This window comes from Sphingopyxis sp. YF1, assembly GCF_022701295.1.
Classification (GTDB): Bacteria; Pseudomonadota; Alphaproteobacteria; order Sphingomonadales; family Sphingomonadaceae; genus Sphingopyxis.
Genome location: NZ_CP033204.1, coordinates 552,508 through 573,362, shown reverse-complemented (window position 1 = coordinate 573,362; position 20,855 = coordinate 552,508). Strand labels below are relative to the sequence as shown.

The following is a 20,855-nucleotide window of genomic DNA, read 5'->3' as shown; positions in this document are numbered from 1 at the left end:
TGCGCATAAAACCCGCCCCCAGGCCCATGTTCCCGGGGGCGGGCCGCGACCCGTCGCCGTTCGGCAGGACCGGCGTGCGGGCATGTCCCGCGCCGGCCCCGCCCGTCAGGCGAGGTCGAAACGGTCGGCGTTCATCACCTTGGTCCAGGCCTTGACGAAGTCGCGCACGAACTTTTCCTCATGCCCCTTTTCGGCATAGACTTCGGCCGTCGCGCGCAGCTGCGAGTTCGAGCCGAAGATCAGGTCGGTGCGCGTCGCGCGCCAGCGTTCGGTGCGACCGCCGCGAACATAGCCGATGAACTCCTCGTCGGCGCTCGTGTCGACGACTTCCCATGTCGTGCCCATGTCGAGCAGGTTGACGAAGAAGTCATTGGTGAGCTGTCCGACGCGGTTGGTGAACACGCCATGCCTGCTGCCCCCCGCGTTGGCGCCGAGGACACGCAGACCGCCGACGAGCACGGTGAGTTCGGGAACCGACAGGCCGAGCAGCGACGCACGGTCGAGCATCAGTTCCTCGGTCTTCACGCTGTGTTTGGTCGCGAGATAGTTACGGAAGGCGTCGGCCTTCGGCTCCATCACGTCGAAGCTGTCGGCGTCGGTCAGGGCGTCGGTGGTATCGCCGCGGCCGCCGGCGAAGGGCACGCTGACGTCGAAGCCCGCGTCCCTCGCCGCCTTCTCGACCGCCGCCGAGCCCGCGAGCACGATCGCATCGGCGAGCGAGATATTGCCGCGCAGCTCGCCGATCTTGCCGAGCACTTTCGCAAGCTCGGCCGGATCGTTGACCGCCCAGTCCTTTTGCGGCGCCAGCGCGACGCGCGCGCCATTGGCGCCGCCGCGATGGTCGGACTTGCGATAGGTCGAGGCCGACGCCCACGCCGCCTTGACCAGTTCGCCGACGCTCAGCCCCGATCCGAGGATCGCGGTCTTGAACGCCGCGACATCGGCGTCCGACGGCTTGCTGCCGGCAGGAACCGGGTCCTGCCAGATCAGGTCCTCGGCGGGCACCTCGGGGCCGAGGTAGCGCGCCTTGGGACCCATGTCGCGGTGGCAGAGCTTGAACCAGGCGCGCGCGAAGGCATCCTTGAATGCTTCGTGGTCATTGCGGAACCTCTCCGAAATCGCCCGGAATTCGGGATCGATCTTGAGCGCCATGTCGGCGGTGGTCATCATCGTCGGCACCCGCTTGCCCGGATTATGGGCGTCGGGGGCCATGTCCTCTTCCTTCTGGTTCACCGGCTGCCACTGCTGCGCACCGGCGGGGCTGCGCACCAGTTCATAATCATAGTCGAGGAGCAGGCGGAAATAATTCTCCGACCATTCGGTGGGGGTGTTGACCCACGCGCCCTCGATGCCGCTGGTGATCGCGTGCGCGCCGAGCCCCGTCTCGAAGCTCGACGACCAGCCGAGCCCCTGGAGCGTGATGTCGGCCGCTTCGGGGGCGGCCCCGACCAGGCTCGCATCGCCCGCGCCGTGCGCCTTGCCGAAGGTGTGCCCGCCCGCGGTGAGCGCGACCGTCTCTTCGTGGCTCATCGCCATCCGTTCGAAGGTGACCTTGATGTCGCGCGCCGACAGCAGCGGGTCGGGATTGCCCCCCGGCCCTTCGGGATTGACGTAGATCAGTCCCATCTGGATCGCGGCGAGCGGGTTTTCGAGGTCGAGCTGCTTGTCGGGATCGATGCGCGTCTGGACGCCCTCGTTGACCCACAGATCCTCGGCCCCCCAATAGATGTCGCGCTCGGCCTCATAGACGTCCTTGCGGCCGCCGCCGAAACCGAACACCGGCCCGCCCATCGATTCGATCGCGACGTTGCCGGTCAGGATGAACAGGTCGGCCCAGCTGATCTTGCTGCCGTATTTCTGCTTGATCGGCCACAGCAGGCGGCGCGCCTTGTCGAGGTTGCCGTTGTCGGGCCAGCTGTTGAGCGGAGCGAAGCGCTGTTGCCCGCTGTTGGCGCCGCCGCGGCCGTCGGCGGTGCGATAGGTGCCCGCGGCGTGCCAGGCCATGCGGATGAAGAAGGGACCATAATGACCATAGTCGGCGGGCCACCACGGCTGGCTGTCGGTCATCAGCGCAGTGAGATCGTCCTTCAGCGCCTGATAGTCGAGCGAGTTGAACGCCGCGGCATAGTCGAAATCCTCGCCCATCGGGTCGGGCGACACGCCCCCCTGATGCAGGATTTCCAGCGGCAGCGCATCGGGCCACCAGTCCTTGTTGGTGCGGCCGAGCAGGCCGCGAAAGCGGTCCTTGCCGAACGGACAACCTTTTTCGGGGGCGTTCATACAGTCTCTCCTCTTATGGTGATCGTTGGGAAATCGTGGCATTCGGCGATGACGCGCGCATGACGCGCGGCCGGGGCGGCGACGGCTCGCGGCCCCGTCAGGGGGGTGTCGACAGGAGCGGGCAGCGAGTCGATCGTCTCTTCCTTTCGCCTTGGGATGGAAAGGATATGCCGCGCCCCTCCATCGACATAACCGAATAAGCTGAATTCAGTCATCGAAAGAACCGATCAGACGCGCGCGGGATGCGCGCGGCGATGGGGTCGGTCCCATATGCGGCACGTCCGGGCGCGGGCCGCGCCGCGGCGTGCAACATCCCCCGCCCGCCCGGGGTTGCTCCCGTGTCCGCCATCCCCCGGGACGGACTTTCAGGAGAGAGAAAGTGGCAAACCAGAACCCCAACCAGCAGCAGCAACGCGACGAAGAACAGCGCCGCAAACAGCAGCAGCAGCAGGGCGGTCAGGATCGCCAGCAGGGCGGCCAGCGGCCCGACCAGGAACGCGGCAATCCGCAGCAGCGCTGACCGACAGGCTGCATGAAAAAGGGGCCGCTCCAGCCGGAACGGCCCCTTTTTCTTGTCCGGGACAGCCCCGGGGGTGCGACGATCAGAAGGCGATCTTGATCGTGCCGCCCCATGTCCGCGGGTCGCCCGGCAAGCCGACGATCAGCCCGGTGTTGCCCGGCCCGACGCTGAGCTGTTCGAGATAATTCCGGTCGAACGCGTTGCGGACCCACGCGAAGACATCCAGCCCATCCTCGGTCCGGAAACCGGCGCGGAAGTTCGACAGCGAATAGCCATCCACCCAGGTGTAGGCCGAGGGCGACGGGTTCGACGAGAAGTTCGAGCGATAGCTGCCGTCGTAGCCGAAATAGAATTGGCCATCCTTGCCGAACAGCGAGCTTTCGGTGTTCGCCTCTGCCCCGAAGGAAATGGCCCATTTCGACACGCCCGGCAGGCGCTGCCCCGAAATGTCGCAGTTCGCGGGGCTGAGCGCGCCCGGGATCCCCGGAGCACCGGGGGTCTGCCCGGCGCCCGCGGTAGTGCCGCCGGATAGTTCGGGCGGGCACGGCGCGTCGACAAACTTCACATATTTGGCGTCGGTGTAGGCACCGTTGGCATAGGCGCGGAAGCGCTCGCTCGGGCGGATCGACGCGTCGAATTCGATCCCCTGCGTGCGCACCTTGCCCGCGTTCGCGAGATAGCCGCGCAGCACGCCGAACTGGCCGTTGTTCACATTGGCCTGGTAATTTTTGATGTCGGTGCGGAAGGCGGTGAGGTTGAGCGTCGCGCGGCGGTCCCAGAATTCAGCCTTCACCCCGGCCTCGAAATGATTGACCGATTCGGGCTTTACGGTGCCGGCGGCGAGGATCGGGTTGTTGCTCGCGTCGGTCGGAACGCCATTCTGGTTGATGCCGCCCGATTTGAACGTCTTGGCATAGGTCGCGTAGAACAGCAGGTCGGGCGTCGCCTTGTAGGTCGCGGTGAGGTCGTAGCTGAAGTTCCAGTCGCTGAAGGTCGGCGAGATTTCCTGCGGCGCAAAGACGCCGAGGCGCGCGGTGTTGATCGCGGCGTTGGTCCCCGCGGGCGGGTTGAACAGCACCGGGCTGCCGTCACCGGCGAAGACGAGACGCTGGTAGAATCCTTCCTTCTTGTCGTAGTTCAGCCGCACGCCGGGCTGGATCGAGAATTGGTCGGTGACCTTCCAGCTGAGCTGGCCGAACAGCGCGGCGCTGGTATTCTTGAGATATTGGGTGTTGATCGCGGTCAGCCCGTCGAGCACCCCGGGCGTGCAGGCGAGCTGGTTCGACGCGCTGGGGCCGCAGCCGGTCGAACCCGGCGGGACGTCGGCGACGCTGCCCGGATTGAGCGTCCAGCGGCTCGACGCCGGACCGTGCGATTCGGTACCCTGCGTGTCGATCCGCTGGTAATAATAGAAGCCGCCGAGCACGAAGTCGAAGCGGTCGCCGGTGTAGTTGTAGCGCAGTTCCTGCGTATACTGGTCCTGCTGCGAAGGATTCTGCGATTTGGTGACGATCGGCAGACCGGTGAAGTCGCGGTCGTTCTCGGGCTGCCAGTCCCAGTAGCGCCAGGCGGTGATCGAAGTCAGCGTGCCGGGGCCGATGTCCCATTTGACGCGCAGCGCGGCACCGCCGATCTCGTTGCCCGCGTTGAGATTGGCGTCGAGGTCGGTCAGCCGGTCGTAGGGATTGGTGCTCGGCACCGCATAGCCCTGCGCCGCCGCGAGCGCCGCATATTGCCGGTTGATCGGACGCTGGGTCGCGCCGGTCCGCACGAAGACCGAGCCGCAGCACACCGCTTCCTGCCGGTTCCAGTCGCCGCTCAAGGTAACGTCGAGATTTTCGGTCGGGCGCCACAGCAATTGGCCGCGGATACCGATATTGTCCTGGCTCTGGATCCAGCGATCGGTGGTGACATTGTAGATCGTGCCGCGGCGGCTGGTCGCCGAAATCGCGACGCGCGCCGCGAGCGTGTCCGACAGCGGGCCCGAAATCGCCGCCTTGGCCTGCTTGAAGTCGAGGTTGCCGATGCTGACCTCGGCCTTGCCTTCGAAATCGAAGGTCGGCTGGTTGGTCGTGATGTTGATCGCGCCGGCGGTGGTGTTCTTTCCGTAGAGCGTGCCCTGCGGCCCGCGCAGCACTTCGATCTGGTCGACGTCGAGGAAGTCGAAGGTCGAGGAGGCGACGCGCGAATAATAGACGTCGTCGACATAGATGCCGACGCCCTGTTCGATCCCGTCGTTGGTCAGGCCGAACGGCGCGCCGATGCCGCGGATGTTGACCGCGGTGTTGCGCGGATTCGACGAATAGAATTGCAGCGTCGGCGCGAGCTGGGTCAGGCGGCCGACGTTGAAGGCACCGGTATTGTCGATCTGTTCGCCGTCGACGACCGAAATGGCGATCGGCACGTCCTGCGCGGTTTCCTGGCGGCGGCGCGCGGTGACGATGATTTCGCCGCCGTAGCTGCCCCCCTCGACCTGCGTGGCGGTGTCGTCGGCCGCGGCAGCGGCTTCGTTTCCGGCCGCGGCGCCTTCATCGGCGGCGGCGGGCTGGGCCGCGAAAGCGAGGAGCAGGGACAAGGTGATGGCGGTCGCCGGCGCGCGCCGGCGGGCGGAAGGATATTTGGCAGTCATGGCAATTTCCTGTTGCAAGAAAATTGCCACATCCGGTGGTCCGGTCTGCGGCAGTTTTGCGGGAGGGGACAAGATTCCCCCGGCTTGGGAGCCTGAGATTCAGTTGGGGTAGCGGTGGCGTTCGGTCACATCGACCTGCACCAGCTTCCCCTCGTGGACGGTGAGCTGGATCGCGCCGAAGCGCAGTTTTTCGAGCGCGTCGAGCACCGTCTGCACGGCGCGCGGCACGGCCTCGCGCTGGCCCGGGGCCTGTTGGTTCGAAGCGGACATAGATTCCCTTTCCCTGGTTCGATTCAGCCTCAAGCATATGCCAACTGTTTTAGTTGACAATGATTGATTTGCTTTCTGCGCCGAAAGGACGGGTTCGCGCGCCAAAGCGAAGGGCCGCCACCGGCGCCTGTTTGGCCGACATCCGACGCTAGGGTCAGGCCCCATTCATTCCACGATCGAGGCGTCGAAATGGCGAAGATATCGGGCCTGTGCGGGCGCAGCGGGTAGCATCGCTACCCGCAAGGCCGCGCAGGCTTGAGATCGAAGCCATTTCGGCGTCCCTTCGGGATTTGATCGATTTTGTCCATGGCGTCGTCGAAAAGCCTTGAAATATCGACATATTCCTGCACCTTTTCTCCTCGCCCCGAACAAAATCGCTTCAAACCTCGAACGCGGAATGAATGGGGCCTGACCCTAGGGATTGCGCCCGAGTCGCTGGGCTGGCAAAGGCACGGACGATGACGAAAATTAACGATCTGATGGCGCGCGGAACCGCGCTTCTGGGTAGCGACTACGCGATTTTATGCGGTGCGATGAGCTGGGTTTCGGAACGGAACCTGGTGAGCGCGATCAGCAATGCCGGCGGTTTCGGCGTCATCGCGTGCGGCGCGATGACCCCCGAACTGCTCGATGCCGAGATCGCGGCGACCAAGGCGCTCGCGACGCGCAACTTCGGCGTCAACCTGATCACCATGCACCCGCAATTGTTCGACCTGATCGCGGTCTGCGCAAAGCATGGGGTCGGCCACGTCGTGCTGGCGGGCGGCCTGCCCCCCAAGGGCAGCCTCGAGGCGATCAAGGCGTCGGGCGCCAAGGTGATCTGCTTTGCCCCCACCCTTGCGCTCGCGAAAAAGCTGGTGCGGTCGGGGGTCGACGCGCTGGTGATCGAGGGCATGGAGGCCGGCGGCCATATCGGTCCGGTGTCGACCAGCGTGCTCGCGCAGGAAATCCTGCCCTCGCTGGCCGACGAGGTGCCGATCTTCGTCGCCGGCGGCATCGGCCGCGGCGAGGCGATCGCCGCCTATCTCGAAATGGGCGCGTCGGGCGTCCAGCTCGGCACGCGCTTCGTCTGCGCGACCGAGAGCATCGCGCACCCGAATTTCAAAAAGGCCTTCATCCGCGCATCGGCGCGCGATGCGGTGGCGAGCGTCCAGATCGACGCGCGCCTGCCGGTCATCCCGGTACGGGCGCTGAAAAACGCCGGGACCGAGGCCTTCACCGCCAAGCAGCGCGAAGTCGCCAATTTGCTCGATGACGGCAGCGTTGATATGATGGAAGCGCAGTTGCAGATCGAACATTATTGGGCCGGCGCGCTGCGCCGCGCGGTGATCGACGGCGACGTAGAGAATGGTTCGTTAATGGCAGGGCAATCTGTCGGCATGGTAACCGGGGAAGAGCGCGTGGCCGATATCATCGCGGCTTTGGTGCAACAGGCCGAAGCGGCCTTGAACGCGCGGGGTTGATGCCGCATGACGCATGCGGTCGGGGAGTGGAACATGAATTTGCTGCGTAAGATTATCGTCGCCGGACTGCTTGCGAGCGTCGCGGCCTGTGCGCCGAAACCGCCGCCGCCGCCACCGCCGCCTCCCCCGCCGCCGCCGCCCGTCGTGATCATCGTCCCGCCGCGCCCGCTGCCGCCGGGCAATGCGTCGACCACCCAGATCCTGCCCGGCCGCAGCCTCGACGGGCGCTTCATCACCGCCAACAGCAACATCATGGGCGACCGCGCCTTCTGGCAGATGAAGATCGCGCTGAACGTCGCGGCGATCGGCTGCCGCGGGCTCGAGGAAGCGACGCTCGTTTCGAATTACAACAGCATCATCAAGACGCATGCGAAGACGATCCGTTCGACCGAGAAGACGGTGATCTCGCAGCTGGGCAAGGAAAACAAGACGAACGGCGTCAAGGAGCGCGACCGCCTGTCGACGCAGTTGTTCAACTATTTCGCACAGCCCCCGGCGCAGCGCCAGTTCTGCGCCCGTGCCAACGAGATCGCACAGCTGGTCGCCACCACCCCGTCGGCGCAGGTGATCGACCTGGCCGATGAAAATCTGGCGCGGCTGGACCAGCCGTTCCACGATTTCTACGAAGCCTATGCCAAATATCAGCTCGACGCCGCGGCGTGGGACCAGAAATACGCCCCGCCCCCGCCGATCATGAGCGCCCCGGCGCCGCTGGTCACGACCCCGCCGAGCACCGCCCAGGCACCGGCCGCGGCGCCGGGACCGGCGATGCCGGCCGCGTCAGCGGCCAATCCAGGCAGCTGATCTTTCGCATCCGATACGAAATATTCGCCGCGCGCCCTTGGCGGGGGGGCGCGGCATCTGTTAGCACCGGCGGGACATGACCAACGCCCCGCCCCCGCCCACGACCGCCGCCCAGTCGGCGCGGACGATATTGACGCGGCTGCACGAGGTGATGGCGTCGCGTACCCATGCGCAGGGCAAGCTCAACCAGGTCGTCGGAATCATCGGCGAATGCATCGATAGCGAGGTCTGCTCGATCTATCTGCTGCGCGACGGCGCGCTCGAACTGTTCGCGACACGCGGGCTGAAGCAGGAAGCGGTGCACGTCACGCGCCTTGCGCTCGGCGAGGGGCTGGTCGGCACGATCGCCCAGCAGATCGAGACGCTGAACCTCGACGAGGCGGCGGCGCATCCCGACTTTTCCTATCGCCCCGAAACCGGCGAAGAATTGTTCCACAGCTTCGCCGGCGTCCCGATCATCCGCCGCGAGCGCGCGGTCGGCGTGCTCTGCGTCCAGCACGCCGAGCCGCGCCGGTACGATGATATCGAGATCGAGACGCTGCAGACCGTGGCGATGGTGCTGTCCGAACTGATCGCCAACGCCGATCTGGTAGATACCGCGGCGCGCGCCGACGCCGCCGCGACCGACCAGTCGGCGCAGCGCCTGACCGGGCAGAAGCTGGTCGACGGCATGGGCGCCGGCATCGCGGTGTTCCACCAGCCGCGCATCACGATCGAGCATACGGTCGCCGAGGATATCGAGGCCGAGCGCCACCGCGTCTATGCCGCGTTCGACAAGATGCGCGAGCAGATCGACCGCATGGCGAACCAGGCCGAATTCGGGGTCGGCGGCGAGCATGACGAGGTCATCGAGACCTACAAGATGTTCGCCTATGACGAAGGCTGGTCGCGGCGGATCAACGAGGCGATCGACAGCGGCCTGACCGCCGAGGCGGCGATCGAGCGCGTCCAGCAGCGCACCCGCATGCGCATGCGCCAGATCGACGACCCACTGCTGCGCGACCGCATGCACGACCTGGAGGATCTGTCGAACCGCCTGCTGCGCATCGTGTCGGGGCAGATGGGCACCGCGGCGCAGATGGGCCTTCGCCAGGATTCGATCCTGATCGCGCGCAACCTCGGTCCCGCCGAACTGCTCGAATATGACCGCCGCCGGCTGAAGGGCGTGATCCTCGAGGAAGGGTCGCTGACCGCGCATGTCATCATCGTCGCGCGCGCGATGGGGGTGCCCGTGCTCGGCCGCGTGCGCGACGTGCGCACCTCGATCCGCGAGGGCGACCTCGTGCTGCTCGATACCGCCGGCGGGACGGTGCATGTCCGGCCCACCCAGCCGGTGCAGGAGGCGTTCGACGCCAAGCTCGAACTGTCGCAGAAGCGCCGCGCCAACCTCGCCGCGCTGCGCGACCTGCCCGCGGTGACGAAGGACGGGGTGCCGATCGAGCTGATGATCAACGCCGGACTGCGCGAGGATGTCGCGGCGCTCGACCTGACCGGCGCGCGCGGCATCGGCCTGTTCCGCACCGAATTCCAGTTCCTCGTCTCGGCGACGCTTCCCGCGCGCGACCGCCAGCAGCGCCTCTATCGCGACGTGCTCGACGCGGCGGGCGACCGGCCGGTGATCTTTCGCACGGTCGACATCGGCGGCGACAAGGCGCTGCCCTATATGAACACCGATACCGCGCTGGAGGAAAATCCGGCGATGGGGTGGCGCGCGCTGCGCCTCGCGCTCGAACGCGAGGGGCTGCTGAAGGTGCAGGCGCGCGCGCTGATGGAGGCTGCCGCCGGACGGACGCTGAACGTCATGTTCCCGATGGTGTCCGAGCCGTGGGAATATGAAGCCGCGCGCGCGCTGTTCGTCGGCCAGCGCGCCTGGCTGGCGAGCCACAACAAGAAATTACCCGCCGCGATCCGCTATGGCGCGATGCTCGAGGTTCCGGGGCTGGCCGAGACGCTCGACCTGATGCTGCCGCACCTCGACTTCCTGTCGATCGGCACCAACGACCTGACGCAGTTCCTCTTTGCCGCCGATCGCGCGCACCCGCGACTCGCCGAACGCTATGACTGGCTGTCGCCGACGGTGATGCGTTTCCTGTCGCGCGTCGTGAAGACGGTCGCGGGATCGAGGGTGACGCTGGGCGTGTGCGGCGAGATGGGCGGGCGTCCGCTGGAAGCGATGGCGCTGCTCGGTATCGGGATCGAACGGCTGTCGATCACCCCCGCCGGGGTCGGACCGGTCAAGGCGATGATCCGCTCGCTCGACCTCGGCGCGCTGCGCCGCGACATTCCCGCGATCCTCGCACATCCGACGGCGACCCCGCGCGCCCAATATGAGAATTGGGCGCGGACGCATCAGGTCGACCTCGGCGATTAAGTCCCGCTGCCCGGGTCAGGCGGTCGCCGCCGCGACGGGCACGGGTTCGGGCGCAGCAGCCGCAACCGGCACCTTGCCGACGATCCGTTCGGCGAGCCAAGCCGAGCCCCACGCCAGCGCGATGCCGACGGGCACGTCGATGACATAGTGCCAGCGGCTCGCCACCGAGGTGATCAGGATGAAGACGAGCAGCACCGAATAGAGCGGCACGAGCAGGCGGCCGTGGCGCCAGGCGAAGAGGAAGAAGAGGAAGGCGCCGGCGGCGTGCAGCGAGGGCATGGCGGCGAGCCCGACGGTGAAGTTGACGCCGCCGTGCCGCGCGATCCAGTCGGGCCCCTCGGCGACCGAATGCTGGTAGAATTGCAGCATCGCCTGCTGTCCGCCGGTGATCGTCGGGTCGATCCCGGTTTCGTAGAGGAACGGACCGATCGCGGGTGCGACGAGATAGGCGAGCGCACCGAGCGCCTGCACCAGCAGCACCGCAACCACCAGCTGGCGGAAATATTCGGGCGTCTTGATCGCATGATAGAGGAAGCTGACGTAGAACAGCGCCATGAACGAGATCATGTAGAAGTTGGATTCGAAGCTGATGAAGCCGAAGACGCTGGTGCGCAGGGCCATGCAGGCATCGACGAGCGGCCGCACCATTTCGTCGGTCGCCCAGTAGAAATCGTCGAACATCACGGGGTTGATGTGCGGAATCCACAGCTTGATGTTGAAGTGCGCGAACAGGATGACGACGTAGCACGGCAGCGCGACCATGAAGCTGGCCGCGACGTCGCGCTTTCCTGCGATGAAGGTCGCGACGCCGAGCAGCGCCACCGCGATCAGCGGGTAGAGATAATGAACACCGACAAATTCCGCCCGGCTTCCCGACGGAAAGACGATCGGTAGCGAAAAGATCAGCGAGAAGAGAAACATGACGGCGAGCGTGCCGCCCGCAATCAGGATTTCGGGGGGAATGGCGCGTAGGTTGATCCGCATGGTTCACCGCATGAAGGAGTTGGTCCCGTCGCGGCTGACGTCCCGTCGTTCGCCCCCCCGCGCCCTTGCCCCTAGGCCATCAGGGTTAATGGACGCCTAATGCCCCGGCACCGGCGGCGCATACGGCGCGTTTGCCAAGATCGATGTTTATGTTATGTTCTCCACCGATTCACGAGGAGAGAGACGATGAGCGATACCCCCACCCGCGCCGCCGGCCAGTGCCATTGCGGCGCGATCCGCTATTCGATGCCCGTCGCGGTCCAGCATCATGCGCTGTGCCATTGCAAGGATTGCCGCCGCCACGCCGGCGCGCCGATGGTCGGCTGGGCGCTCGTCGGGCGCGACGAACTGGAATTGTCGGGCGAGCCCAAAGTCTATGCCTCGTCCGAGCATGGCCGCCGCCATTTCTGCGGCGATTGCGGCACCGGGCTCTTCTACACCAACGAAGCGATCTTCCCCGGCCAGATCGACGTCCAGTCGGGCACGCTCGACGATCCCGACCTGATCCCCGCGGGCGCGCAGATCCAGACCGCCGAACGGATCGGCTGGATGGAGAGGCTGGACGCGATGCCGAGCTTCGAGCGCTACCCGGGAATGGAGTAAGCGCCTGCCCGATCCGCGTACCGCGGCTAGAGCATCGTGCGTTAAACTCGCATCATCCCCGCGCCCGTTTGTGCTGAGCCTGTCGAAGCACGGTCCTTCTTCCTTCACCGTTGAAAGAAAGAACGGCCCCCTTCGACTGCCTGCCAAGGCAGGCGCTCAGGACAGGCTTCGACAAGCTCAGGGCGAACGGTTCCTGTTAAGCGCACGCTGCCTTTGGAGCGGCGAGCCTTTGATCCGACCTATTCTCCCGTTCGTGTCGAGCCAAGTCGAGACACCCATCGGGAGTGCGCGCCTTCGAGGTGTCTCGACTTGGCGCGACACCAACGGAATTGGAGGCGATGATGATTTATTGCACGGCGCTCTAGCGGCGATCCGCCTCCACCACCGCGCGCACCAGCGCGGCGATGTCGAGCCGGTTCTTCGCGTCGTCATAGCCCTGGCGGACGATGACCAGCTTTCGCGACGGAATGATCACGAGATACTGGCCGCGGTTGCCGAAGGCCCCGAAGGCGTCGGCGGGAACCCCTTCCGACTTGTCGAGCAGCCAGAAACCCGCGCCATAGCCGAAGGGACCGTCGGGCTGCGGTCCGCTCGGCGTCGTGACGAAGCGGCGCCAGTCGGCCGGCAGCAGCCGCTGCCCCTGCCACATGCCGTCATTCTGGTAGAGCAGGCCGAGCCGCGCGAGATCGCGCGCGGTGGTCGAGACCTGGCTCGACAGGATATAATCGCCGTCCATGTCATGCTCGGCGAAGGTGCGCGTCATGCCGAGGTGGTCGAAAAAGGCCACCGGATCGAGCGCGGGACCCCGGCGGATCGCCGCCGACCGGGCATTGCGCGCATCGAGGGCCTTTTGCCGCGCCGCCTTCAGCGACTGGACCGCGAGCAGCGTATCGTTGTTGGCATAGCGATAGCGGCTGCCCGGCCGATGGAGCAGCGGCCATTGCACCGTCCACTGCCGCACCGAGGCGCCGCCCATGTAGATGGCGTCGGTGCGGTTGCCCGCACTGTCGCTGGTGAGGCCGCTCGCCATGCGCATCAGCTGCTCGGTGGTGATCGCGGCGCGCGGGTCGCCGGGCGCCTGCCAGTCGGCGATCAGCGCGGGCCGGGTCACGTCGATGTCCCCGTCGAGCACGGCGTTGCCGATCAGCGTCGCGGCGATCGACTTGGCGACCGAAAAGGTGCGCTGCGCGGTGTGGATGCCGTGGCCGCGTTCGTAGCGCTCGAGCGCGATGCGGCCGTCCTTCACCACCAGCAGCGCGCTGGTCTGCCCGCCGAACCGGGCGAGATCGCCGAGCGGCGCCGCGAAGGGCGACGCGCCGTTCGTCGTCGCCAGGGCCCCCTGATCGCCGAGCGGCCAGGGCTTTTCGTCAAGACCGGCGCGCGGCCGGCGAAAGCTGTGAAGGTCGGGCGCCGATGCGCCGATGGGCAGGGTGACGCAGCCCTCCCCGCCTTCCCATTGCGCAACGCGCGGGGGCATGTCGTCGCGGTAGCGCACCGAGATCCGCTTTTGCTTCTCGTCGACTTCGGCCTTGAGCGCGCGGACATCGGGCTCGATCTCGGGATAGATACCGCTGAGTTCGTCGCGCTCGATCGCGTCGAACGGCTTGCCCGCACCGTTCCACAGCGCCGAACAGGTAAAACCCGCGCGATAGCCCGCCGCCCATGCGCGGTCGAGGTCGGCATTGGCGTCGGCCGCCTGCGCGGGGGCGGCGGCAGAGGCGAGCGCGGCGGCGAGAATCAGCCGGCGCAGCATCTCAGGGCCGCTCGCCAAAGGCTTGCCGCTGCGGCTTTTTCGCGCGGTCCCACCACGCGCGGCGGAGGACGTCGGCGACGCGTTCGGGATCGTCCGGGCGGTAGCGGACGAGCAACGCGTGCCAGCCCTCGTAATGCGGGGTCTGCCAGAAAGTGTCGGGACCGGTTTCAAGCAGAATCTCCTTCTCGTCGGGGTTGCACATCACCGCGAAGCTGCCCGCCTCGCGTCCGGGCGAAGCGAGCGCCTTGCCGTTGAGCTTGGGACAGGGCGTCCCGTAAAAGGGCAGCATCTCGACATCGGGCAGCGCGCAGGCAAAGGCCACCACATCGTCCCAGCCGTCAAATTTCGGTGGCATGCCGCTCCGCCCGCTCATGGCCTTGGCGGCGTGGAGCGCACGGTGGCCCGCTCCATCTCCGCGCCGACCGGCTGGAACCGCATGCGGTCGACGACCGGCCGGTCGCCGAGGATCGAGACACCAAACGGCGCATCGCCATTTTCCGCGCCGCGGCCCGCGAGCGTGCGCGGTCTTAACGCGACAAAGGATACGCACGCACGCGTCCAAAATGTCTCCTTTGTCGCTTCAAGGCGGGGAACGGCAAGGCGCGTCCGCAGGAAGCCGGTCGAGGTGCGTGGCGCCGTCATCCGTCAGGGTAGATCATGCCGCGATTTATTAGGAAAGAGATTTTTGGTGGACACGCGGACAGCGGCCAAGGGGCGATGGCTGCCGTTCTCCGGCGAAAGCCAGGGCCATGGGACAAAGGCGGCGCTTACGATCCGGACCTCGGCTTTCGCCGGGGAACGACAAAGGCTGATTTCGATCCGATCGCGGACTTGGATCCTCCCTGTGGCCGCAGGCCATGGGGAGGGGGACCCCGCCGCAGGCGGTGGTGGAGGGGCCGAAAGGTCGCGCGACGCCTGACGGCGTCGACCCCTCCGTCAGCGCTTCGCGCTGCCACCTCCCCATCGCTGCGCGACAGGGAGGATTTGCATATCCGCTAACGACCGGTTGCAGCCGCTCTTCTCCCCTCCCGCTTGCGGGAGGGGTCGGGGGTGGGCAGCGGCGTCGCGATAGCCCACCCCGCTGCGGCTAGCCAGCAAGCTGGCAAGCCTCGCTGCCCCTCCCGCGTGCGGGAGGGGAAACCGGTTCGCCACTCAATCGGCAGCTCCCGACCCCATTTCGGAAACTACCGGTCGGTGCGACACCCATGTCAGCATACGACCGGTCCTTGCCGTACCCCGGCGAAAGCCGGGGTCCAGAATGTCGACACGAACCCGGCGTGTTTCTGCAATGGACCCCGGCTTTCGCCGGGGCGCACGGAGGCCTGGATTCGGTCATTTTCCGTCGTCATACCGGCGAAGGCCGGGATCTCACCGGTGCATCATGGCTTGCAGGGCGGGATCCCGGCCTTCGCCGGGATGACGGAAGAAGGACGCGGTCCGCTCCCCACCCCAAAGCCGTCCCCTACTCCCGGGCTTTCCGCTGCTCGTCCCACCACGCGATGCGTTCGGCGATGCGCTTTTCGAAACCGCGCCCGGTCGGATGGTAATAGGTCTGCGGCCCCATCGCCTCCGGCCAGTAGTTCGCGCCCGAAAAGCCGCCCTCCGCGTCATGATCATATTCGTAACCCGCGCCGTAGCCGAGTTCCTTCATCAGCTTGGTCGGCGCGTTGAGGATGTTCGCGGGCGGCGCGAGGCTGCCGGTGTCGCGCGCCGAGGCGAAGGCCGCCTTCTGCGCGGCATAGGCCGCGTTCGACTTGGGCGCGGTCGCGAGATAGAGGCACGCCTGCACGATCGCGAGTTCGCCCTCGGGCGAGCCGAGGAACTGATAGGCATCCTTGGCCGCGAGGCATTGCACGAGCGCCTGCGGGTCGGCGAGCCCGACATCCTCGCTCGCAAAGCGGACGAGGCGGCGCAGCACGTAGAGCGGCTCCTCGCCCGCGACGAGCATGCGCGCCAGGTAATAGAGCGCCGCCTGCGGGTCCGACCCGCGCAGCGCCTTGTGGAGCGCCGAGATCAGATTGTAGTGGCCGTCGCGGTCCTTGTCGTAGACCGGCATCCGGCGATGCAGCAGTTGCGCGAGCGCCGCGGGATCGAGCGGATCGGCGATACCCGCGGCGAACAGGGTCTCGACCTGGTTGAGCAGGAAGCGGCCGTCGCCGTCGGCGCTGGCGGTCAGCGCCTCGCGCGCCTCGGGCGTAAGCGGCAGCGGCTTTCCGACCTCGGCCTCGGCGCGCGCCAGCAAGGTCGCCATCGCTTCCTGATCGAGCCGGTGGAGCACGAGCACCTGCGCGCGGCTGAGCAGGGCGGCGTTGAGCGCGAAACTGGGATTTTCGGTCGTCGCGCCGACCAGCACCACCGTGCCGCGCTCGACATAGGGCAGGAAACCGTCCTGCTGCGCGCGGTTGAAGCGGTGAATCTCGTCGACGAAGAGCAGGGTACGCTTGCCCGCCGACGCCATCTTTTCGGCATCGGCGAACACCTTCTTGAGGTCGGCGACCCCCGAGAAGACCGCCGACAAGGGTGCGAAACGCATGCCCACCGCCTCGGCGAGCAGCCGCGCGGTCGTCGTCTTGCCGGTCCCGGGCGGCCCCCAGAGGATGATCGACGCCAGCGTGCCCGCGGCGACCATGCGCCCGATCGCGCCATCGGGCCCGGTCAGATGCTCCTGCCCGACGACCTCCGACAAATGCCGCGGCCGCAGCCGTTCGGCGAGCGGGGCGGTTCCCGGGGGTGGCGCGGCGGACAGGTGCGGCGCGTCGCCGCCGAACAGATCGTCGGCCATCGCGGCCTACCCGCCCCGCTGTTTTTGCCGGATCAGCCGCATATAGGTGTCGGCGACCGTCTGGTTGATCGCGTCCCACTGATATTGGTGGCTTTCGGCAAGCGCCGCGGCGCCATGCTCGCGGCGCAGCCCGTCGTCCTGGCAATAGCGTTGCAGATGATCGGCGAAACCGGTGATCGATCCCGGGGGCACGAGATAGCCGGTGACGCGGTCCTTGACGATGCTGGCGCTGCCCGTCGCGCGCGCGGCGACCACGGGCAGGCCGCACGCCATCGCCTCGAGCGTGACATTGCCGAAAGTCTCGGTGACCGAGGGGTTGAAGAAAAGATCGCACGAGGCGAGCGCGCGGGCGAGGTCCTCGCCGCCCTGAAAACCGACGAACCTGGCCGACGGCAGCCGCGATTCGAACCAGTCGCCCGCCGGCCCCTCGCCGATGACGACGACCTCGTGCGGAACCTTGCGCCGCTGCAACTGGTCGATCGCGTCGGCGAAGACGTCGAGCCCCTTCTCCATCACCAGCCGGCCGAGGAAGGCGATCACCGGCATGTCGTCGGCGATCCCCCAGCTCCGGCGCCAGCTCATGTCGCGCCGCCCGGGGTTGAAGATGTCGCGCTCGACGCCGCGGGTCCAGATGCCGATGTCGTAGTTCATCCGCTGTTCGCGCAGCACCTGCGCGAAGCTTTCGGACGGCGCGATCAGCGCGTCGCACTTGCGATAGAGCTTGCGCAGCCAGGCGACGATGAGCGGCTCGACGAACGAGAGATTATAGTAGCGGAAATAGGTTTCGAAACGCGTGTGCACCGAACAGGCGACCGGCAGGCCGCGACGCCGCGCCCAGGCCGCGGCCTGGCGCGACACGCGGTCGGGGCTGGAGATGTGCAGGATATTGGGCGCGAATGCCTCGATATCGGCGCGCACGCGGCGCGAGAAATGGAGCGGGATGCGATATTCGGGGCGGTTCGGAATCGGCATCGACGGCACGCTGACAAGGTCGCCGGTCGGCTCGAAATCGGGGTTCGGGACCGTCGGCGAATAGACGCGCACCGCCGCACCCTTGCTGAGCAGATAGCCCACGAGCCGGTTGAGCGCCTTGTTCGCGCCGTCGACGGTCATGTTGTAATTGCCGCTGAACAGCGCGATGCGGAGGTCGGAAACGTCCATCGGACCCCCGCTAATATTATCGCGCGACAAAGGCAATCGGCGGCGATCAGTCGCCGGTGCCGGGCGGCGCCTCCAGTTCGACGACCAGCGGCGGATGCAGGCGCAGGTGATGGACGCGGCGCTCGTCGGCCTCGGTGACCTCGAGCCGCCATCCGCTCGCATGCACGAGCACTTCGCCAACCTCGGGCACATGGCCCGCGAGCACCGCCGACAGGCCGCCGATGGTGTCGACATCCTCCTCGACATCGCCGAGGCGCGCATCGATCGTCTCGCCGATATCGTCGAGCTCGGCGCGCGCGTCGACCTCCCAGCATCCGTCCGCCCCCTGGCGGATCAGTTCCTCGGGCTCGTCGTCATGCTCGTCCTCGACCTCGCCGACGATCTCCTCGACCAGATCCTCGAAGGTGACGAGGCCTTCGGTCCCCGAATATTCGTCGATGACGATCGCAAGGTGGGTGCGCTTGGCGCGCATGTCGGCGAGCAGGTCGAGCACGTCCATCGACTGCGGCACGTAGAGCGGCTGGCGAATGAGGTCGATCAGCGGGGGCGGCGCGCGTTTTTCGGCGAGCACGGCGAAGACGTCCTTGACGTGGATCATGCCGACGACCTCGTCGAGCGTCTCGCGATACACCGGCAGGCGGCTGTGCCCGGCCTCGACAAACAGCGCCGCGACCTCGTCGAAGCTCGCCGTTTCGGGAATGGCGATGATCTCGCCGCGGGGGACGGCGACGTCGTCGACCGTCTGCTCGCCGAAATGGAGGAGGTTGCGCACCATCTTGCGCTCGATCGGGGACAGGTCGCCGACGACGCTGCTGCCGCGGCGGCGCTCCTCGCCTTCCTCCTCGGCCTCGTCGATGACCTCTTCGATCTGCTCGCGCAGCGACGGCTCCTTGTCGCCGCCGAACAGCAATGTCTTCAGTCCGGCCAGCAGGCCGGATCTACTACTGTCCTCTTCCGATCGGTTCGAAGACCCCTGGTCGTCGGGCATATGTGCGCTTTTTCCCTGTTAATCCTGATCCGCATATGGATTGGCGAGGCCCAGCGATGCAAGCGCTTTCACTTCGAGCGCCTCCATCGCGCTCGCGCTCGCATCGTCCATATGATCGTAGCCGACGAGGTGGAGCGCGCCGTGGACGATCAGGTGCGTCGCGTGATCGGCGAGCGCGATGCCCTTCTCCTCCGCCTCGCGCGCGCAGGTCTCGCGCGCGAGCACGATGTCGCCGAGCAATATCTCGCCGTCGTCGCTGTTCGAGAGCGTTTCGAGCAGATCGGCCTGCACCTGCGGAAAGGACAGGACGTTGGTCGGCTTGTCCTTGCCGCGGAAGTCGCGGTTGAGCGTGTGAACCTCGGCATCGTCGGTGAGCCGCACCGCGACCTCGACCAGCGGCGCCGCATCGGCGAGCGCGGCATAGGGCGTCAGCTTGAGCGCGGCGGCGACCGCCTCGGCGGCGCGCGCCTCCCAGTCGAGGGTTTCGGGCCAGGGCGATGCCTGGTGGGTTTCAACGGTCAGCATGGGATGGACAGCATCTCGAATATGGCACGGGGAGCGGGAAGAAAGCGGCGGTCATGGCCCGCACGCCTATCGCGGCGCGACAGGGCTGGACAGCGAAAAATTCGGCGCGCAGAGCGTCCGCCGCCCGTCCCCCGCCGCGCGCGTCAGAGGAGGGGTTCAAGCGCAGCGCGAAAGCCTCTACTAGCCACCCCATGACCGAAGCGCCCCCGCCCTATGACGTGATCGTGATCGGCGGCGGGGTCAACGGCGCCGGGGTGGCGCGCGATGCCGCCGGGCGCGGCGCGCGCGTGCTACTGATCGAGGCCGGCGACCTGGCGCAGGGCACGAGCTCGGCATCGACCAAGCTGATCCACGGCGGGCTGCGTTATCTGGAGCATTACGAGTTCGCGCTGGTGCGCGAGGCGCTGAAGGAGCGCGAGATATTGTGGGGCATCGCGCCGCACATCATCTGGCCGCTGCGCTTCGTCCTGCCGCACCGGCCGGGGCTGCGCCCGCGCTGGCTGCTGCGGCTCGGCCTTTTCCTCTACGACCATATCGGCGGGCGGAAGAAGCTGCCCGCGACACGCTCGATCGACCTTCGCCGCCACGAGGCCGGCGCGCCGCTGCAACCGCAATATGTCCACGGCTTGGAATATTCGGACGGCTGGGTCGACGATGCGCGGCTCGTGCTGCTCAACGCGCGCGACGCCGCCGGCAAGGGCGCGCGGATCCGCACGCGGATGCACGCCGAGACGATGCGCGTCGAGGAGGGGCATTGGGTGGTCGAGGCGCGCGACGATCGCGGCCGCGCCTATCGCTTCACCGGCAAGAGCCTGGTCAATGCCGCAGGACCGGCGGTGCTCGACCTGCTCGCGCGCGCGTCGGCGCCGCCCGACCACCGGATGCGCCTGGTACGCGGGTCGCATATCGTCGTGCGCCGGAAGTTCGAACATGCCTATGCCTATTTCTTCCAGCTTCCCGACGGCCGCATCTTTTTCGCCATCCCCTATGAGCGCGATTTCACGCTGATCGGGACGACCGACCAGGATCATGACGGATCGCTGGCCGAGGTCCGCGCGAGCGACGCCGAAATCGCCTATCTGTGCGAAGGCGCGAGCGAATATTTCCGGGCCCCGGTCACCCCCGCCGACGTCGTCTGGACCTATTCGGGAGTGCGCCCGCTGATCGAAGACGGATCGGGGCGGCCCGAGGCCGCGACGCGCGGCTATCGCATCGATCTCGACAGCGACGAGGGCGCGCCGTTGCTCACCATCTATGGCGGCAAGATCACCAGCTATCGCCATGTCGCCGAAACCGCGGTCGATGCACTGGCGGACCATGTTCCCGCGATCACCGGCCGGCGCTGGACCGCCGGGGCACCGCTGCCCGGCGGCGATTTCCCCACCGACGGTGCCGCGACGATCGAGGCGGAATACAGGCGCGCGCACCCCTTCCTGCCCGCGGCGACGGTCGACCGGATCGTCAAGGCCTATGGCACCGACGCCCGGGCGTGGCTGGGCGGCGCGAAGGACTGGGATGCGCTGGGCGGTGAGATCGCGCACGGGCTGAGCGCCGCCGAGGTCGACTGGATGATGACGCGCGAATGGGCACGGACGACCGACGACATATTGTGGCGGCGGAGCAAGCTGGGGCTGTTGTTCAGCAAGGAAGATGTGGAGAAGCTGGCGGTCTTGCTGGAAGCAAAATACCCCCTGCCGCTCCCCGAATAACCCGCGCGACGGC

Annotated in this window: 17 protein-coding genes; 6 read left to right on the top strand and 11 right to left on the bottom strand. The window is 66.9% G+C overall.

Annotated elements, in window-relative coordinates:
* Positions 1–105: 105 nt before the first annotated feature.
* Positions 106–2,280: a catalase/peroxidase HPI gene (gene katG / locus EAO27_RS02885; protein WP_242776919.1), complete on the bottom strand. Its 2,175-nt coding sequence runs from the start codon at positions 2,278–2,280 to the stop codon at positions 106–108.
* A gap of 379 nt (positions 2,281–2,659) precedes the next feature.
* Here katG and EAO27_RS02880 point away from each other — a divergent pair, with 379 nt between their 5' ends.
* Complete coding sequence (locus EAO27_RS02880; RefSeq protein ID WP_242776917.1) at positions 2,660–2,800, top strand: hypothetical protein; 141 nt, start codon at positions 2,660–2,662, stop codon at positions 2,798–2,800.
* An 82-nt stretch (positions 2,801–2,882) separates the two neighbouring features.
* Here the strand turns inward: EAO27_RS02880 and EAO27_RS02875 are convergent, their stop codons facing one another.
* On the bottom strand, positions 2,883–5,429 hold the full coding sequence (locus EAO27_RS02875; protein WP_242776915.1) for a TonB-dependent receptor: 2,547 nt from the start codon (positions 5,427–5,429) through the stop codon (positions 2,883–2,885).
* A gap of 99 nt (positions 5,430–5,528) precedes the next feature.
* Positions 5,529–5,699 (bottom strand): YezD family protein, encoded by a 171-nt coding sequence (locus EAO27_RS02870; RefSeq protein ID WP_242776913.1) that lies wholly within the window; start codon positions 5,697–5,699, stop codon positions 5,529–5,531.
* 458 nt (positions 5,700–6,157) lie between these two features.
* Here EAO27_RS02870 and EAO27_RS02865 point away from each other — a divergent pair, with 458 nt between their 5' ends.
* The 3 genes from EAO27_RS02865 (at position 6,158) to ptsP (ending at position 10,337) form a co-directional block, all read left to right on the top strand.
* Positions 6,158–7,162, top strand: coding sequence for a nitronate monooxygenase (locus EAO27_RS02865; RefSeq protein WP_242776911.1), 1,005 nt, complete (start codon positions 6,158–6,160; stop codon positions 7,160–7,162).
* 33 nt (positions 7,163–7,195) lie between these two features.
* Positions 7,196–7,966, top strand: coding sequence for a hypothetical protein (locus EAO27_RS02860; RefSeq protein ID WP_242776909.1), 771 nt, complete (start codon positions 7,196–7,198; stop codon positions 7,964–7,966).
* A gap of 76 nt (positions 7,967–8,042) precedes the next feature.
* Positions 8,043–10,337, top strand: coding sequence for a phosphoenolpyruvate--protein phosphotransferase (ptsP, locus tag EAO27_RS02855; RefSeq protein ID WP_242776907.1), 2,295 nt, complete (start codon positions 8,043–8,045; stop codon positions 10,335–10,337).
* Between the two features lie 15 nt (positions 10,338–10,352).
* Here the strand turns inward: ptsP and EAO27_RS02850 are convergent, their stop codons facing one another.
* Positions 10,353–11,321 carry a phosphatase PAP2 family protein gene (locus tag EAO27_RS02850; protein ID WP_242776905.1) on the bottom strand — a complete coding sequence of 323 codons (969 nt, stop codon included), beginning with the start codon at positions 11,319–11,321 and terminating at the stop codon, positions 10,353–10,355.
* A gap of 186 nt (positions 11,322–11,507) precedes the next feature.
* Between EAO27_RS02850 and EAO27_RS02845 the strand changes: the two genes are divergently transcribed.
* Entirely contained in the window at positions 11,508–11,924 is a 417-nt protein-coding gene (locus tag EAO27_RS02845; protein WP_242776903.1) for a GFA family protein, read from the top strand.
* A gap of 361 nt (positions 11,925–12,285) precedes the next feature.
* Here the strand turns inward: EAO27_RS02845 and EAO27_RS02840 are convergent, their stop codons facing one another.
* From EAO27_RS02840 to ybeY, 7 genes are all read right to left on the bottom strand, one after another.
* A complete protein-coding gene (locus EAO27_RS02840; RefSeq protein ID WP_242776901.1) occupies positions 12,286–13,677 on the bottom strand; it encodes a serine hydrolase in 1,392 nt (463 codons plus the stop codon).
* A 1-nt stretch (position 13,678) separates the two neighbouring features.
* Positions 13,679–14,032, bottom strand: a complete 354-nt coding sequence (locus tag EAO27_RS02835; RefSeq protein ID WP_242776899.1) for an MmcQ/YjbR family DNA-binding protein — start codon at positions 14,030–14,032, stop codon at positions 13,679–13,681.
* Between the two features lie 14 nt (positions 14,033–14,046).
* Complete coding sequence (locus EAO27_RS02830) at positions 14,047–14,319, bottom strand: hypothetical protein (protein ID WP_242776897.1); 273 nt, start codon at positions 14,317–14,319, stop codon at positions 14,047–14,049.
* Positions 14,320–15,139: 820 nt separating this feature from the next.
* Complete coding sequence (locus EAO27_RS02825) at positions 15,140–16,459, bottom strand: replication-associated recombination protein A (protein ID WP_242776895.1); 1,320 nt, start codon at positions 16,457–16,459, stop codon at positions 15,140–15,142.
* Positions 16,460–16,465: 6 nt separating this feature from the next.
* Positions 16,466–17,620 carry a glycosyltransferase family 1 protein gene (locus tag EAO27_RS02820; RefSeq protein WP_242776893.1) on the bottom strand — a complete coding sequence of 385 codons (1,155 nt, stop codon included), beginning with the start codon at positions 17,618–17,620 and terminating at the stop codon, positions 16,466–16,468.
* A gap of 46 nt (positions 17,621–17,666) precedes the next feature.
* Entirely contained in the window at positions 17,667–18,608 is a 942-nt protein-coding gene (locus EAO27_RS02815) for a hemolysin family protein (protein WP_242776891.1), read from the bottom strand.
* A gap of 18 nt (positions 18,609–18,626) precedes the next feature.
* The gene (gene ybeY, locus EAO27_RS02810) at positions 18,627–19,133 is read right to left on the bottom strand and encodes an rRNA maturation RNase YbeY (protein ID WP_242776889.1); all 507 of its coding nucleotides are present in this window, start codon (positions 19,131–19,133) and stop codon (positions 18,627–18,629) included.
* A gap of 191 nt (positions 19,134–19,324) precedes the next feature.
* Here ybeY and EAO27_RS02805 point away from each other — a divergent pair, with 191 nt between their 5' ends.
* On the top strand, positions 19,325–20,842 hold the full coding sequence (locus EAO27_RS02805) for a glycerol-3-phosphate dehydrogenase (protein WP_242776887.1): 1,518 nt from the start codon (positions 19,325–19,327) through the stop codon (positions 20,840–20,842).
* Positions 20,843–20,855 lie beyond the last annotated feature (13 nt).

Excerpts from the sequence above, each read along its gene's own strand:
- EAO27_RS02820 (WP_242776893.1), bottom strand. The coding sequence starts at position 17,620 with ATGGACGTTTCCGACCTCCGCATCGCGCTGTTCAGCGGCAATTACAAC.
- EAO27_RS02860 (WP_242776909.1), top strand. The coding sequence starts at position 7,196 with ATGAATTTGCTGCGTAAGATTATCGTCGCCGGACTGCTTGCGAGCGTC.
- ptsP (WP_242776907.1), top strand. The coding sequence starts at position 8,043 with ATGACCAACGCCCCGCCCCCGCCCACGACCGCCGCCCAGTCGGCGCGG.
- EAO27_RS02865 (WP_242776911.1), top strand. The coding sequence starts at position 6,158 with ATGACGAAAATTAACGATCTGATGGCGCGCGGAACCGCGCTTCTGGGT.
- EAO27_RS02815 (WP_242776891.1), bottom strand. The coding sequence starts at position 18,608 with ATGCCCGACGACCAGGGGTCTTCGAACCGATCGGAAGAGGACAGTAGT.
- EAO27_RS02830 (WP_242776897.1), bottom strand. The coding sequence starts at position 14,319 with ATGACGGCGCCACGCACCTCGACCGGCTTCCTGCGGACGCGCCTTGCC.
- EAO27_RS02805 (WP_242776887.1), top strand. The coding sequence starts at position 19,325 with ATGACCGAAGCGCCCCCGCCCTATGACGTGATCGTGATCGGCGGCGGG.
- EAO27_RS02825 (WP_242776895.1), bottom strand. The coding sequence starts at position 16,459 with ATGGCCGACGATCTGTTCGGCGGCGACGCGCCGCACCTGTCCGCCGCG.
- EAO27_RS02840 (WP_242776901.1), bottom strand. The coding sequence starts at position 13,677 with ATGCTGCGCCGGCTGATTCTCGCCGCCGCGCTCGCCTCTGCCGCCGCC.
- EAO27_RS02875 (WP_242776915.1), bottom strand. The coding sequence starts at position 5,429 with ATGACTGCCAAATATCCTTCCGCCCGCCGGCGCGCGCCGGCGACCGCC.
- katG (WP_242776919.1), bottom strand. The coding sequence starts at position 2,280 with ATGAACGCCCCCGAAAAAGGTTGTCCGTTCGGCAAGGACCGCTTTCGC.
- EAO27_RS02845 (WP_242776903.1), top strand. The coding sequence starts at position 11,508 with ATGAGCGATACCCCCACCCGCGCCGCCGGCCAGTGCCATTGCGGCGCG.
- EAO27_RS02850 (WP_242776905.1), bottom strand. The coding sequence starts at position 11,321 with ATGCGGATCAACCTACGCGCCATTCCCCCCGAAATCCTGATTGCGGGC.
- EAO27_RS02835 (WP_242776899.1), bottom strand. The coding sequence starts at position 14,032 with ATGCCACCGAAATTTGACGGCTGGGACGATGTGGTGGCCTTTGCCTGC.
- ybeY (WP_242776889.1), bottom strand. The coding sequence starts at position 19,133 with ATGCTGACCGTTGAAACCCACCAGGCATCGCCCTGGCCCGAAACCCTC.
- EAO27_RS02870 (WP_242776913.1), bottom strand. The coding sequence starts at position 5,699 with ATGTCCGCTTCGAACCAACAGGCCCCGGGCCAGCGCGAGGCCGTGCCG.